The following is a 14124-nucleotide window of genomic DNA, read 5'->3' as shown; positions in this document are numbered from 1 at the left end:
CAGGCGCGGTGCTCGTGCCCACCCTTCGAGACGCGCACTGCGTTCGCTCCTCAGGGTGAGGTCTTTGTTGGATAGTTCGGCACGATTCAATTTCACCGGCAGCCCTTAGAGCTTCGGCTTCGGGAAGACCGCCTTGGCGGAGGCGAACGCCTCGGGGGCGATCACCTCGATCTCGCCCTTGAGCGACTGCATGGTCGCCGGACGCCCGCCCTGGTTCTGGCCGTTGACGAATTTCGTCGGCCCGTAGGGCATCAGCTCGGCCTTGAAGGTCGAGGCGGCCAGCGCCGCGATCAGCTTCTCCTTGTCGGCCGAACCCGCATGCTCCAGCGCATCGGCGAGCAGCATGACGTTGGTGTAGGTGAGATAGACCTCGAAGGTGAACAGCGCGCCAGTGGCCTCGACGCGCTTCTTCAGCGCCTGGGCCTGCGGGCTCTTCGGATTGTACCAGTGGTTCACGTCCATCATGTACTGGGAGACGTCGGGTATCTCCTTGACGAACTTGTAGTTGAAGCCGCCGCCCAGGATCGAAAAGAAGCCGGCGACGTTGACCTTCTGCTGGTAGAGGGTGCGCGCCAGCAGCATGTACTCGTTGCCGTAGTTCGACATCATGACGATGTCGGGCGCCAGCGAGCGGATACGCAGCGCGATATTGTCGAAATTGCGCGTCGGGTTGTCGTGAGCGATCAGCTCCTTCGCCGCGATGCCGATCGAGGGCAGCTTGGTGGCGAGCAACTTGGCCGTGCCGGTGCCGAACTCGCCCGATTCGTGGACGATGACCGCCGTCTTGGCGACGTTGTTGGCGGCCTTGTTCAGGGCTCCCAGCGAGGCGATGCCGTCGTCGACGCAGACGCCGAAGCCGGGCTTGAGGCGGAACACGTTCTTGAGGCCGCGGCTCATCAAAAGGTCGGAGGCGCCGACATCGACCAGGAAGGGCGTGCCGTACTTGGCGGCGGCCTGGCTGGCGGCGATGCCGACCGGGCTCTGGAAGCAGCCGATATAGGCGGCCACACCCTGCTCGTTCATCTTCTCGACTTCGCTGACGCCGACTTCGACCTTCGACTGGCTGTCGCCCAGCAGCGCCTCGAGCCTGGCACCGCCCATCGACTTGATGCCGCCGGCCTTGTTCACGTCCTCGATGGCCATCGTGCCGCCGAGCCGGCTCTGTTGGCCGTTATAGGCGACGAAGCCGGTGACGGGATGGATCAGGCCGACCTTCACGGGGGCGGGCTGGGCGCCGGCCAGGGAAGGAGCGCCGATCGCCAGTGCGGCGCCGCCCGCAAGGAGAGACCGGCGCGAAACCGCAGACGTCCGTTGCTTGGTCATGAAAACCCTCCCGGCAGATCAACGAGCGAAGATCGAGCGTATGTCGGCGATACTATCCAGAGCCAGAATCTTCTTCCGCATTTCGGCGGCGACTTCGTGAGGCAACATCCGTGCCGTCAACGAGAAGTACTTCCCGGTAAGCTCGTCGCGCGAGTAGGGATCCCGATCGTCGCCGCGATTGCTCTCGACGGCGGCGGTGAGCGTGCGCCCGTCGCGCAGCCTGAGGTCGACCCGGGCCGGGCGGAACTCGGGCAGCCTGGCGGTCATTGCCTCGTCCTCGGTCACGAAAACGCGCTTGGCCAATGCCAGTACCCGCTCGTCGCGCAGCGCGTCCCAGGTGAAGTTCTCGACCCGCGAGGAGCCGCGCACCAGGCGCGTCGCCACCGCGAAGGGCACGGAGAACTTGCCGGCCAGCGTGTTGCGCGGTGCCTGGTCGTCGAGCTCTGCCGCGTAGAGATAGCTCGCGACGTCGACGCGCTCGACGGCGTCGGCGGCGACGGCTTCCGTCGCGAGCAGGTTATCGAGCGCATCCAGGGCGCCGTGATTGTAGCGACAGCAGGAATGGAGCTTGAAATAGTTCTGGTCGATCTGCCAGTCGCGGCCGAGCCCGTCGATCATGCGCGCCGTGTCGAAGCGCTCGGAGACGACCTTGCCGAACACGCTGGACAGCCCGTCGCGCTCGCCGATGAAGCCGGCCTCGATGAGGTCGATCGCCATCAGCGCCATGCGGTTCGAGATACCGGCATAGGCATTCCGTACCGTGCCGCCCTCCAGCATCGTGCGCTTGGAGCTGGCGAGGGTCAGCGAGGAGGCGACGTTGATGGTCTCGCGGATCCGCGCCGCGTCGTAGCCGAGAAGCTTTGCGACGGCGGCCGCGGCGCCCACCGTGCCCCAGGTCCCGTGCGGATGCATGTCGGGTCGCAGGGAGGCCGCGATGCCGATGCGGGCCCCGACCTCGTAGCCCAGGATAAGCGCCTCCATGGCGGCCTTGCCGGAGAGGCCCTTGATTTCGGCCATCGCCCAGACGGCGGGCAGGGCATGGATCGATGGATGGCCCTTGGCGAAGCGGTTGCCCTCGTCCATTTCGAGGAAAGTACCCGCCGTGCCGTTGAGGAAGGCGGCGGCGGCGGACACGGCCGTCTTGCCGGTGCCCATCACCGCGGCCTCGCCGACCGGGCTGACGGTCAGCTTGGCCGTCAGGGCCTGCACCTCGGGCTCCGCCGCGCCGCCCACGATGGCGCCGATCGTGTCGAGGATGACGTAGGTCGTCTGTTCGACGGTGGCGGGCTTCAGGGTTTCGAGGCGGAAGTCCGCGATGAATTCCGCGAGCGTATCGAGCCAGAAGTTGGTCACGCGTCAGTCCATCATCGTTTCGCGATAGTGCTTCGCCACGTCGCCGGGCGTCGCCTGCCAGATATTGCCGAAGCGCTCGACCCGGCGCAGCGCCTCGTCGAGATATTTTATGCGATGCGCCATGCCCATCAGCCAGGGATGGATCGACAGGTTGAACACCTGGCCGCCCTCGTGGTGCAGCAGTTCGAACGCGTCGCCCACGATGTCGGGATAGCGTGTCGTGTTGATGCGCCGCAGCCAGAGCTGCTGCACGTCGTCCCACTCCGGCTGATTGGGCATCGAGACGAACTTCCGGCCGTCGCCGACATGCATGGGATAGGGCTGGTCGTCGTTGGGCCAGTCGAGGACATAGTCGAGGCCGGCCTCGGCCAGCAGCTTCGGGGTGCGCTGGCTCTCGCCAAATTCCTGGCCGAGCCAGCCCTTGGGCGCCGCCCCGGTCGCTTTCTCGATGGCGGCGATCGAGGTCGCGATCTCCTGCTTTTCCTCGGCCTCGCTCATCTTCGAGCTGATCATGCGATTGGCCGACACGCCGTGACCGATGATCTCGTAGTTCCGCTTGCGGAACTGCTCCATCAGGAAGGGATAGCGTTCGGCCGCCATCGCGTTGACGGCCACGCCGGCCCGGATCTGGTAGCGATCGAGCACGTCCAGCACACGGAAGATGCCGGTACGGTTGCCGTATTCGCGCTGCGTCCAGGTGCGGTAGTCGGGATGGTAGGTGCCGAACTCGCCGGTGAAGCGGCTGTCCCTCACCACGCCGTCCGACGGCAGCAGCTCGTAATATTCGAGATGGAGCACGACGTAGAAGGCGACGCGGGCGTTGCGCGGCCAGTTGAGCTTCGGCCGCTTCGGATAGGGCGCGTAGTCGTACCAGGGATTGTCCATCCCGGCGGGCAGCGGCGGCGGGTTCTTGGGAACGGTGCTCATGTCACGCCTCCTTCCCGAGATGTTGCTGGTACGGTTTCAGCCCGTTGGCGACATACCAGTCGAGAATCTCCTCTGCGGTGCACACCCAGGCATCCTTGTGCTTGCGGATATAGGACAGTGCGCGGTCGAGATGCTTCAGCCGGTGCGGCGCGCCCATCATGTAGGGATGCAGGGCGAGGCACATGACCCGGCCGTTCTCGCCCCCCTCGCGATAGACCGTGTCGAAATGGTCGATGATCATCTGGGCGAATTCCTCCGCCTCGACCGGCTGGCGGTAGATCATCGCGTCGTTGAGATCCATCGAATAGGGGACGTGGATCAGCGGGCCGTGCCTGGTGGCGAGCGGCGTCGGCTGGTCGTCGTGATAGAAGTCGCAGAAGTATTCGAGGCCGGCTTCCTTCACGAGATCGGGCGTGTTCAGCGTGTTGGAGACGGCGGGCGAGAACCAGCCGCGCAGCTTGCGGCCGGTGAGCCTCAGATGCGTCGCCTTGCTGTGCTCGATGACCTCGCGCTCCTCGTCCTCGCCGTAGCCCCAGTGGTAGCGGGTGTTGAAGTAGCCGTGGCTCATATATTCCCAGCGGCGCGCTTCCATGGCCTCGAGGATCTCGGGATACATCTCGATCACCGACATCGAGAGCGAGACGGTGCAGCGGATGCTGTGCTTGTCCAGCACCTCGAACATGCGCCACAGGCCGACCCGGTTGCCATAGTCGCGGCCGCCATAGCCCAGCACGTCGGGATGCGGCATGCGCGGCCACGGGTTGCGCACGCGAACCTCGGCCGGAAGATATTCGTAATGCTCGATGTTGGGGCAGACCCAGACCGCGACCCGCGCATTGTTGGGCCAGGAGAGCTTCGGCCGTTCGACGATGGGGGAATAGCCGAATCGATAGGGGTCCATCCGGGGACTTTCTTTCTTGGGTTGGCATGACGAGTGCAACACGTGTTGCGTTGCACTTCAACGCCCAGCATCCTGTTCGCATGGCGGATAACGTTCGGTTCACCCTCAATGACAAGCCAGTGGAGATCGTCGGCATTTCGCCGGTGACGACCCTGCTCGACTGGCTGCGCGACCATCGCGGCCTGCGCGGCACCAAGGAGGGCTGTGCGGAGGGCGATTGCGGGGCCTGCACCGTGGTTCTGGAGCGAGAAGGCCGGTGCGACGCGGTCAATTCCTGCATCGTCCTGCTGGGCCAGCTCGACGGCCAGTCGGTGCGCACGGTCGAAGGGCTGCGCGGCGCCGAGGGGGGGCCGCACCCGGTCCAGACGGCGATGGCCGAGGCCGATGCCACGCAATGCGGCTTCTGTACGCCCGGCTTCGTCATGTCGGCGCTGGCCTATGCCAGTGGCGGTGGGACGACCGACCCCGACGCGATCCACGACGCGCTGGCCGGCAATCTCTGCCGCTGCACCGGCTACCGGCCGATCGTCGAGGCAATGACCCGGATCTCCGGCCTCGCCGTCGAGCCGCCCACCCCTTCGGCTGCCGCGCCGCGGAGCAGGTCGATGGCCGTCGACGACGCCTTCTTCGCGCCGCGCAGCCTCAATGAGCTCCTGGCCCTGCGCGCCGCCCATCCCGAGGCACTGCTGCTGGCCGGCGGCACCGATCTCGGTCTGCTGGCGAGCCGCGAGCGCAAGCCGCCGAAGGCCGTGATCCATCTCATGCACGTGCCCGAACTGACCGCGATCTCTGCGACCCCGGACAAGATCACGATCGGTGCTGCCACCACCTATGAAGCCGCTGCGCCGGCCCTGATCGAGGCCTTTCCGGCGCTGCGCGCCTACCTCTCGCGGCTGGGATCGCGCCAGATCCGCAACATGGGCACGATCGGCGGCAATATCGGCACGGCCTCGCCGATCGGCGACATGCCGCCGGTGCTGCTGGCGCTGGAGGCCAGCCTGACGCTCGTGTCGCAGCGGGGCACCCGCGACATCCCGCTCGACGACTTCTTCCTCGACTATCGCAAGACGGCGCTGGCGCCCGACGAGGTCATCCAGAGCCTTTCGATGCCGCGCCTGTGGGAGGGCGAGACCTTCCACTGCGACAAGGTGAGCAAGCGCCGCGACCAGGACATCTCGACCGTTGCCGGCGCCTACCGCGTACGCATTCGGAACGGAAAGATCGAAGATGCGCGGCTGGCGTTCGGCGGCATGGCGGCGACGCCGCGCCGGGCGCATGTGGCCGAGGCGGCGCTGCTGAAGGACGGCTTTGCGGCGGCGATCGCCGCGGTCGAAAGCGACTTCAAGCCGGTCGACGACTGGCGCGGGTCGGCCGCCTATCGCCTGCAGGTCGCGGCCAACCTGCTGCGGCGGCTGGAACTGCGCGTCGCCGAGCCGGGCCGCGTGCTGGAGGTCGAGGCGCTGTGAGCGGCAAGGTCCACATCGCGCGCCGCCATGACAGCGCGCTGAAGCACGTCACCGGCCAGGCGCTCTATATCGACGACATGCCCGAACCGCCGGGCACGCTGCATGGCGCCCTGGTGCTGAGCCGGGTCGCCTGCGGCAAGCTCGTGCGGCTCGACAGCGAAGCCGCCAAGGCCATGCCGGGCGTGGTGGCAGTGCTGGGCCCGCAGGACATTCCCGGCCGCAACGACATTGCGGCCATCGGCAAGAACGAGCCGCTGTTCGCCGTCGACCGGATCGAGTTCGCCGGCCAGACGCTGGCGATGGTCGTTGCGAACAGTCTCGATGCTGCGCGGGCGGCGGCTGCAAGAGTGATCGTCGAGATCGAAGCGGAGGAGCCCGTCCTCGACATCGCGGCGGCGCTCGCCCGCGAATCCTACGTCCAGGCGCCGGCCACGATCCTGCGTGGCGACCCGGAGGCGGCGATGGCCGCCGCGCCGCATCGCCTCACCGCCGAATTCAGCGTCGGCGGGCAGGAGCATTTCTATCTGGAGAGCCAGATCGCCTTCGCGCTGCCCGGCGAGGATGGCGACATCACCGTCCATTCCTCGACCCAGCATCCGACCGAGGTCCAGCATGTCTGCGCCCGGGTGCTGGGCTGCGACTTCAACCAGGTGACGGCGGTCGTGCGCCGTCTGGGCGGCGGCTTCGGCGGCAAGGAGAGCAACGCCTCCTGGGTTGCCGCCGCGGCGGTCGTCGCGGCGAACCATACCGGCCGGCCGGTGAAGCTGCGCCTGCCGCGCGAGGTCGACATGGTGACGACCGGCAAGCGCCATGGTTTCGACTATCGCTACACGGTGGGCTTCGACGATGAAGGCCGCGTGCTGGCGCTCGACGCCGTGCTGGCGGCCGATGCTGGCTGGAGCCTCGACATGACGCCCGGTGTCGTGACGCGGGCGCTCACGCACACCGACAACGCCTACTGGATCCCGCATTTCAGGGCGGTCGGCTATGCCTGCCGCACCAACAAGCAGTCCAACACGGCGTTCCGCGGCTTCGGCGGGCCGCAGGGCGTGGTGGTGATGGAGGATGCGCTCGACCGGATCGCCCATCATCTCGGCCGCGATCCCGTCGAGGTCCGCGCGCTCAACTTCTATGCCGAGGGCCGGGACGAGACGCCTTACGGTCAGACGGTCGACGAGAATCATCTGGAGCGCTGCTGGGCCGAAGTGAAGGCCGGTGGCGAGATCGAACGGCGGCGCGCCGAGATCGATGCCTTCAACGCAGCCAACCCGGTGCTGAAGCGCGGGCTGGGTCTCTTCCCGCTGAAGTTCGGCATCTCCTTCAACCTGCCGCACATGAACCAGGCTGGCGCGCTGGTGCATGTCTATACCGACGGCTCAATCCGGCTGAACCATGGCGGCACCGAGATGGGGCAGGGGCTGTTCATCAAGGTGGCCCAGGTCGTGGCCGAGGTGTTCCAGGTCGATGTCGAGCGCATCCGGCCCTCCGCCACCTCGACGGCCGAAGTACCGAACACATCGCCGACGGCGGCCTCGACGGGCTCGGACCTCAACGGCTGGGCGGCGTGGGACGCCGCGAACACGATCCGCAGCCGCATGGTGGCCTTTGCCGCGGAGCATTTCGGCGTCGCCGAAGCCGACATCGCCTTCGCCGACGGCACCGTCCGCATCGCGAAGCCCGGCAGCAATCAGGTGCTGACCTTCGGCGAACTGGCCCGCCTGTGCTGGCTCGGCCGCGTCTCGCTCTCCGCAACGGGTTACTACAAGACGCCGAAGATCCATTGGGATCCCGCAGCGATGCACGGCCGGCCGTTCTTCTATTTCTCCTTCGGCGCGGCGATGGCGGAAGTCGCGATCGACACGCTGACCGGCGAGAGCCGCGTGCTGCGCGCCGACCTCGTGCAGGATTGCGGCGAATCGCTTAATCCCGCCATCGATCTCGGCCAGATCGAGGGCGCGTTCGTGCAGGGCCAGGGCTGGCTCACCTGCGAGGAACTGTGGTGGGACGCGAGCGGCCGGCTGCGCACGGCGGGACCGTCGACCTACAAGATTCCCGGCAGCCGCGACGTGCCGCCCATTTTCAATGTGAAGCTGCTCGAGAACGCCCCCTCGCGCGAGGCCACGATCTTCCGCTCCAAGGCGGTGGGCGAGCCGCCGCTGATGCTCGCGACCGCGGTCTGGACGGCCCTCAAGGATGCGATCGGTGCGGTGGGCGGCGGGAAGGTTGCCGTGCGGCTCGATGCACCGGCTACGCCCGAGCGCGTGCTCGCGGCGGTCGAGCAGGTTCGGCGGGAGGCCCGAACAGCCGCTCCATGAGCTGGACCAGCATGCGGTCCATCTCGCGGCGCGCGGTCTTCTCTTCCTTGGCTTCGGCGATCCACAGAGCGGCTTCGTTGAAGGCACCGGACAGCAGGAAGGTGATGGGCTCGACGTCGAGGGTTTGATCGGGCCGCGCCGCCAGCACCGCCGCAACACCCTCGCGCAGCGAGCGCAGGCCGTGCGGCGCATCGATCTCGCGCCAGCGATGCCAGCCCAGCACGGCGGGCGCATCGATCAGGTAGATGCGGCGCACGGCGGGATCGAGACAGGTATCGAGGAAGGCTCGCGTGCCCTCGATCAGCGCCTGCAGGGGATCGCCGACGGGCTCGGCCCTCTCGTCGATCGCCGCCGCGATCTCGCTCGACACTTCTTCGACGATGGCTTCGAACACCGCCCGCTTGTCCTTGAAATGATAGTAGAGCGCGCCGCGTGTCACCTCGGCCCGCTGCACGATCTCCTCGGTGGCCGCGGCGTCGTAGCCGGACGCAGCGAAGATCAGCCGCGCTTCCCGCAGCAGCGTCGCGCGCGTGACGGCCAGCCGCTCCGCCTGGGTCCTGGGCCTTGACATACATACAACCTGTATCTAAATCGCTTCACATACTCATTGTATGTAAATGGCCACAGAGGAGAGGGCAATGCAGCTCAGGGAGTTCTACACCGTGCTCTGCACCGACGATGTCGCCGGCACCGCTTCCTTCTGGGAGAAGCATTTCGGTTTCCGCCGCGCCTTCGAGGCGGACTGGTACGTCCATCTGACCGGCACGGTCTCGGACAGGGCGAATCTCGCCATCCTCGACTATCGCCATGAGACGATCCCCGCGCCGTTCCGCAAGAAGGCGTCGGGCGTCCTGGTGAATGTCGAGGTCGACGACGTCGATGAGCTCTACGCCAGAGCGCAGGCCGCAGGGCTCACGATTCATCTGCCCCTGCGCGACGAGCCTTTCGGTCAGCGGCACTTCATCACCGAGGATCCCAACGGCATCGCCATCGACGTCATCAAGCCGATTCCACCCAGCGCGGAGTTCGCCCAGCAATACGCGCCGGACTCGCTGCCCCGTTGATCGATAGATAAGGTGTCGCCCGATTTTGAAGCTTTCGGGAGGACAAGATGGACGTACGTATGGATGGCCGCGTGGCCGTGATCACCGGCGCGAGCACCGGCCTCGGCCTCGCCATGGCCAAGGAATTCGCGGCCTCTGGCGCCTCGGTCGCGCTGCTGGCGCGCAAGCAGGACGCGCTGAATGCCGCCAAGGCCGAGGTCCAGAAGGCCGTGGGCAAGGCCAACATCAAGATCGAGGCCTATTCCTGCGACGTCGCGAAGGCCGCGCCCATCGCCGACACGTTCAAGAAGATCGAGGCCGAGTTCGGCAAGGTCGACATCGTCGTGAACAATGCCGGCATCAGCCACGCCAAGTCGTTCGAGACCGTGACCGACGAGGACTGGCAGGGCGACCTCGACCTCAAGCTGTTCGCCGCCATCCGTCTCAGCCGCGCGGCGATCCCCGGCATGCGCGAGCGCAAGTGGGGCCGTATCGTCAACGTACTGAACATCGGCGCCAAGGCGCCGACCGCCAACTCGACGCCGACCAGCGTCAGCCGCGCCGCCGGCCTCGCGCTCACCAAGGCGATGAGCCAGGAACTCGCCAAGGACAATATTCTCGTCAACGCGATGCTGGTGGGACTGATCGAGAGCGACCAGTGGCAGCGCCGTCACAAGACTGCGGCGGGCGAGGGCAAGACCTACGAGGAGTTCCTGGCCGGCATGGCCAAGGGCCGCATCCCGCTCGGCCGCATGGGCAAGGCCGAGGAATTCGCCCGCATGGCCTGCTTCCTCTGCTCCGATGCCGGCTCCTTCATCACCGGCGTCGCGATCAACGTCGATGGCGGCGCAAGCCCGGTGGTGTGATCAACATCAACCTCATGCTGAGGAGGCTGCCCCTCGAATACCTCGGGGTAAACTCCACAGCCGTCTCGAAGCATGGGAACGCGCACCTTGCCCGTTGCCCATGCTTCGAGACGCACCCCTGCGGGGCGCTCCTCAGGATGAGGTAAGTGTTTGAATCGATTCAATTCATTTCCGGCCAGCCTCTCAGGATGAGGTGGTGCGGGTGAATTCGAAGCGAAGCCTCTACCGACGGTTCCCCGGCGGCGTCACGTTCCACTGGCGACGCAGCTCGTCGAGATCGTGCTCGACCCAGTCCCAGACGTTCCACTGCGGATCGAAGATATCGACCGTCATTTCGGCGCCGCGCGCCCAGGCGTGCCAGAATTCGTCGGGATCGAGGCCGCCTTTGCCGGCATGGCCGACGTCGTTCATCTGCTCGCCGAAGTGAAAGAAGAAGATCACCGGCAGGATGTGGCCGCTCATCGGATTGATCGGATGCATGCCGGCCGTGAAGGTCGACACGAGGAGCTCGCCGCGCGCGCTGGTGTCGTAGCCCGAGATCACATGCGTCGAATCGTGCGCCGTGCCGAAGGCCGCGTTGAGCGCCGCCGGATCGCCCGGGAATGGGTAGCCGTTCGTCTTGTCGAAGTCCCAGAGCGCCTTGCCGAAACTGTTTTGCGGCAGGCGGCCCAGCGCCTCGTAGCGCGCAACCCGCGCGGGGTCGGCGCTGACGCCGGCATAGGGGCGGATCCAGGTGTTCGGATCGAGGCCTTCTGACGAGCGGCTCAACACACTGTCGAAGTTCTTGCGCCACATATCGGCCGTGGCCCAGGCGAGATGACCGGAGGCCGCCTCGACGAGATCGGTGAGATAGTCGGCCTCGATGTCGAGGGCGCGGGAATATTCGAGAACGCGCCTCAGCTTGCCGCGATCGAGCGTGCCGTCGACCATCGCCATGACGGCGAGATATTTTATCGCCTCTTCGGCGAGCGACCGGTCCTGAAGCACTGCGACGAGATCGGCCGGCTCGACGGCGGGAAGCGTGCCGAGATCGACGAAATCGCGGCGGCGCAGCAGATAGTGCGCCGCCGAGAGGATGCTCGCCGTGTCGGCGTAGGAGAGCGCCCGTCCGCCGGCCAGCGCCACCTGGCGCATGGCCCCGAGAATGGCGTCGCTCTCGGGATGACCGACGGCGCGCACGCCTTTTAGCGCAGCGGCTCGAGGATGCTCACATAATTGGCGACGGCGGCGCCGCCCATGTTGAAAACGCCGCCCAGCTTGGCCTTGGGCAGTTGCAGCCCTTCCGGCGCGGTGCCCGAGAGCTGCATCGCCGACATCACGTGCATGCTGACGCCAGTCGCGCCGACCGGATGGCCCTTGGCCTTGAGGCCGCCCGAGACGTTGACCGGCAGCTTGCCGTCGCGCTCGACCCAGCCTTCGTGGATCGCGCGCTCGCCTTCGCCCGGCGCCGTGAGGCCCATCGCCTCGTATTCGATCAGCTCGGCCGAGGTGAAGCAGTCGTGGCTCTCGACGAAGGAGAGGTCGAGCAGGTCGAGATGCGCCGACTTCAGCGCCCGCTGCCAGGCGAGTTGTGGCCCCTCGAACTTGATGATGTCGCGGCGACTCATCGGCAGGAAGTCGTTGACGTGCTCGGTGGCGCGGAAGGCGATCGCCTGCTTCATGCCGAGCGCCGTGCCGACATCGGTCAGGATCACCGCCGCCGCGCCGTCGGTGACGGGCGAGCAGTCTGTGCGCTTCAGCGGGCCGGCGACGAACGGGTTCTTGTCCGACGGCGTGCGGCAGAAATCGTAGGCGAATTCCTTCTGGAAGTGCGCGAACGGATTCTTGGCGCCGTTCTTGTGTGCCTTGACCGCGATCTTGGCGAGCGCGTCGGACTTGTCGCCGTAGCGCTGGAAGTAGGCCGAGGTGATCTTGCCGAAGATGCCGGCAAAGCCGGCCTCGATGGTCGCTTCCTCGGCGACATAGGAAGCCTTGATCAGCACCTCGCCCGCTTGGGCGGAATTGAGCTCGGTCATCTTCTCGACGCCGACCACCAGGACGAAGCGCGCCTTGCCGGCGGCCAACGTGTTGAGGCCCATGTGGATCGCGGCCGAACCGGTGGCGCAGGCATTCTCGACCCGGGTCGAGGGCTTGAAGCGGAGGTCGGGGTGGGCTTGCAGGGCCAGCGAGGAATGGAACTCCTGCCGCACGAATCCGCCGTTCATGTTGCCGACGTAGATGACGTCGACGTCCTTCGGCTCGATGCCGGCATGGGCGATCGCTTCGGACGCCGCCTTGACGATCAGCGACTCACTGGTCTCGCCATCGAGCTTGCCGAATTTGCCGTGGGACCAACCAACGATGCACGCGGTCATGGACTCTCTCCTTCGTTCGTGGCGGCGACCCTAGACGCGGTCGCAGGGCCGGTCGAGAGGCTGCCATTGTGTGCATATACACTTAGATGTCCGACCGGATCGCGCAAGAGGGCGATGCAAGAGGCGCTAGAAGAGCCTCCGCGCGGTCAGCGCGGCGCCCAAATTCCGCCGCGCGCCGGGTATTGACTGCATCCCTCAACCGGAGCCTCACTGGTACATGGCCGACCTTCCGCCGCCCGAGCGATCGTTCCCCCCGCAATCCACGCCGCGATGGCCGTGGATCATGGGCGGGCTGTTGGGCGGTTTCTTCCTGCTCGCGGCGGGGCTGGGTCTGGGCTGGTACTTGTTCTACCGGCCGATCGTGAACGTGGCCGTCCAGTTGCCTGCCCCGCCGGCGCTCCCCGCGCCGGCCGGTCCCGATGCCGCGCAGGTCAAGGCGCTCGAGGAGCAGATCGAGAAGCAGAAGCTCGCGAACAAGCAGATCGAGGACCAGATCGCCACCTTGAAGGACCGGCTTCGCGCCGATGTCTGCACGGCGAAGGACCCGGCCGGCAAGGCGCCGCCGGCCGCGACACCGGCGCCGGCCGGCCAGAAGACCTGATTGGCAGACGGAACTTAACAAAAGAAACGTTGCTCCAGAGAGAAGGTCGCTTCACTCTGCCTGACGGTTAATCAGGTCAGGTGGGGAGCGTGACGCAGGCTGTGTCTCGATGGCGGGGAGCCGCTTTGACGGCCGGCTTGGCCCTTTTGCTGGGTGCCTGCGACCTCAAGCGGGCCGCCGTGATCGATCCGAAGGGGCCGATCGCGCTCGCAGAGCGAAATCTTCTGTTCGATGCCTTCTGCGTGATGATGGTCGTGATCGTGCCGGTCATCGTCCTGACCCTGTGGTTCGCCTACCGGTATCGCGCCTCCAACACCAAGGCCGTCTATACGCCGACCTGGGCGAATTCGGTCCGGATCGACGCGCTCACCTGGCTGATCCCGGCCCTCATCGTCATGGCCGTCGCCGTCCTCCTGTGGCGCAGCACCCACCGGCTCGATCCCTACCGCCCGCTCGAATCGAAGGAGCCGCCGATCGACGTTCAGGTCGTGGCCCAGGATTGGAAGTGGCTGTTCATCTATCCCGAGCAGGGGATCGCCGTCGTGAACCAGCTCGTCTTCCCGGCGGGCCGGCCGGTCAGCCTGCGCATCACCTCCGACACGGTGATGAACTCCTTCTACGTGCCGCAGCTCGCCGGCCAGATCTACGCCATGGCCGGCATGCAGACGCGGTTGCAGATGCTGGCCGACCAGCCCGGCACCTTCGTCGGTCGCAACAGCCAGTACAGCGGCGGCGGCTACTCGCAGCAGCATTTCGAGGTCCAGGCGATGAGCCAGGCCGATTTTGACGCCTGGGTGGCGCGCGCCAAGCAGGGCGGCGCGCGGCTGGACGAGACGACCTATCCGGCGCTGGCGGCCAAGAGCCGCGCCAACCCCATCACCTACTATTCGGCGGTCGAACCCAAGCTGTTCGATTCGATCATCGACAAATACAGGCACAGCGGCCACGCGCACTCCGCGCCGGTCCGGAGATAGC

Annotated in this window: 13 protein-coding genes; 6 read left to right on the top strand and 7 right to left on the bottom strand. The window is 66.4% G+C overall.

Going from position 1 to position 14124, the window contains the following annotated elements; translation table 11 throughout:
* Nucleotides 1-105: 105 nt before the first annotated feature.
* From ACT6UX_RS20335 to ACT6UX_RS20320, 4 genes are read right to left on the bottom strand one after another with little or no spacing between them, the layout of a single operon-like run.
* Nucleotides 106-1323: an ABC transporter substrate-binding protein gene (locus ACT6UX_RS20335; protein WP_444776970.1), complete on the bottom strand. Its 1218-nt coding sequence runs from the start codon at nucleotides 1321-1323 to the stop codon at nucleotides 106-108.
* A gap of 18 nt (nucleotides 1324-1341) precedes the next feature.
* The gene (locus ACT6UX_RS20330) at nucleotides 1342-2676 is read right to left on the bottom strand and encodes an MmgE/PrpD family protein (protein WP_444776969.1); all 1335 of its coding nucleotides are present in this window, start codon (nucleotides 2674-2676) and stop codon (nucleotides 1342-1344) included.
* 3 nt (nucleotides 2677-2679) lie between these two features.
* Entirely contained in the window at nucleotides 2680-3603 is a 924-nt protein-coding gene (locus ACT6UX_RS20325) for a polysaccharide deacetylase family protein (protein ID WP_444776968.1), read from the bottom strand.
* 1 nt (nucleotide 3604) lies between these two features.
* Nucleotides 3605-4504, bottom strand: coding sequence for a polysaccharide deacetylase family protein (locus ACT6UX_RS20320; RefSeq protein WP_444776967.1), 900 nt, complete (start codon nucleotides 4502-4504; stop codon nucleotides 3605-3607).
* A gap of 80 nt (nucleotides 4505-4584) precedes the next feature.
* On the opposite strand from ACT6UX_RS20320, the gene xdhA reads away from it, so the two are divergent.
* Both xdhA and xdhB read left to right on the top strand, forming a co-directional pair.
* Entirely contained in the window at nucleotides 4585-5970 is a 1386-nt protein-coding gene (gene xdhA, locus ACT6UX_RS20315) for a xanthine dehydrogenase small subunit (RefSeq protein ID WP_444776966.1), read from the top strand.
* On the top strand, nucleotides 5967-8285 hold the full coding sequence (xdhB, locus tag ACT6UX_RS20310) for a xanthine dehydrogenase molybdopterin binding subunit (protein WP_444776965.1): 2319 nt from the start codon (nucleotides 5967-5969) through the stop codon (nucleotides 8283-8285). Before xdhA ends, xdhB begins: the two co-directional genes overlap by 4 nt.
* Here xdhB and ACT6UX_RS20305 read toward each other — a convergent pair.
* Entirely contained in the window at nucleotides 8218-8856 is a 639-nt protein-coding gene (locus ACT6UX_RS20305; RefSeq protein WP_444776964.1) for a TetR family transcriptional regulator, read from the bottom strand. The genes xdhB and ACT6UX_RS20305 overlap by 68 nt on opposite strands.
* A 67-nt stretch (nucleotides 8857-8923) precedes the next feature.
* On the opposite strand from ACT6UX_RS20305, the gene ACT6UX_RS20300 reads away from it, so the two are divergent.
* On the top strand, nucleotides 8924-9349 hold the full coding sequence (locus ACT6UX_RS20300; RefSeq protein ID WP_444776963.1) for a VOC family protein: 426 nt from the start codon (nucleotides 8924-8926) through the stop codon (nucleotides 9347-9349).
* Between the two features lie 47 nt (nucleotides 9350-9396).
* Complete coding sequence (locus ACT6UX_RS20295; RefSeq protein ID WP_444776962.1) at nucleotides 9397-10194, top strand: SDR family NAD(P)-dependent oxidoreductase; 798 nt, start codon at nucleotides 9397-9399, stop codon at nucleotides 10192-10194.
* Nucleotides 10195-10416: 222 nt separating this feature from the next.
* On the opposite strand, the gene ACT6UX_RS20290 is transcribed toward ACT6UX_RS20295, so the two are convergent.
* Entirely contained in the window at nucleotides 10417-11373 is a 957-nt protein-coding gene (locus ACT6UX_RS20290) for a hypothetical protein (protein WP_444776961.1), read from the bottom strand.
* 5 nt (nucleotides 11374-11378) lie between these two features.
* Nucleotides 11379-12548 (bottom strand): acetyl-CoA acetyltransferase, encoded by a 1170-nt coding sequence (locus ACT6UX_RS20285; RefSeq protein ID WP_444776960.1) that lies wholly within the window; start codon nucleotides 12546-12548, stop codon nucleotides 11379-11381.
* Between the two features lie 217 nt (nucleotides 12549-12765).
* Between ACT6UX_RS20285 and ACT6UX_RS20280 the strand changes: the two genes are divergently transcribed.
* Together ACT6UX_RS20280 and cyoA are read left to right on the top strand one after the other, a co-directional pair.
* Nucleotides 12766-13149 carry a hypothetical protein gene (locus ACT6UX_RS20280; protein ID WP_444776959.1) on the top strand — a complete coding sequence of 128 codons (384 nt, stop codon included), beginning with the start codon at nucleotides 12766-12768 and terminating at the stop codon, nucleotides 13147-13149.
* Between the two features lie 125 nt (nucleotides 13150-13274).
* Nucleotides 13275-14123: a ubiquinol oxidase subunit II gene (cyoA, locus tag ACT6UX_RS20275; protein WP_444776958.1), complete on the top strand. Its 849-nt coding sequence runs from the start codon at nucleotides 13275-13277 to the stop codon at nucleotides 14121-14123.
* Nucleotide 14124: the final 1 nt, after the last annotated feature.

Source organism: Reyranella sp. (assembly GCF_052439685.1).
Taxonomy (GTDB): domain Bacteria; phylum Pseudomonadota; class Alphaproteobacteria; order Reyranellales; family Reyranellaceae; genus Reyranella.
The sequence above is the reverse complement of the archived record's forward strand: the minus strand, read 5'-3'. Positions and strand labels throughout refer to the sequence as shown.

What these genes read in the sequence shown, in the direction of transcription:
- ACT6UX_RS20335 (WP_444776970.1), bottom strand. Translation starts at nt 1,323, where the DNA reads ATGACCAAGCAACGGACGTCTGCGGTTTCGCGCCGGTCTCTCCTTGCG.
- ACT6UX_RS20325 (WP_444776968.1), bottom strand. Translation starts at nt 3,603, where the DNA reads ATGAGCACCGTTCCCAAGAACCCGCCGCCGCTGCCCGCCGGGATGGAC.
- ACT6UX_RS20320 (WP_444776967.1), bottom strand. Translation starts at nt 4,504, where the DNA reads ATGGACCCCTATCGATTCGGCTATTCCCCCATCGTCGAACGGCCGAAG.
- xdhA (WP_444776966.1), top strand. Translation starts at nt 4,585, where the DNA reads ATGGCGGATAACGTTCGGTTCACCCTCAATGACAAGCCAGTGGAGATC.
- ACT6UX_RS20305 (WP_444776964.1), bottom strand. Translation starts at nt 8,856, where the DNA reads ATGTCAAGGCCCAGGACCCAGGCGGAGCGGCTGGCCGTCACGCGCGCG.
- ACT6UX_RS20300 (WP_444776963.1), top strand. Translation starts at nt 8,924, where the DNA reads ATGCAGCTCAGGGAGTTCTACACCGTGCTCTGCACCGACGATGTCGCC.
- ACT6UX_RS20295 (WP_444776962.1), top strand. Translation starts at nt 9,397, where the DNA reads ATGGACGTACGTATGGATGGCCGCGTGGCCGTGATCACCGGCGCGAGC.
- ACT6UX_RS20285 (WP_444776960.1), bottom strand. Translation starts at nt 12,548, where the DNA reads ATGACCGCGTGCATCGTTGGTTGGTCCCACGGCAAATTCGGCAAGCTC.
- ACT6UX_RS20280 (WP_444776959.1), top strand. Translation starts at nt 12,766, where the DNA reads ATGGCCGACCTTCCGCCGCCCGAGCGATCGTTCCCCCCGCAATCCACG.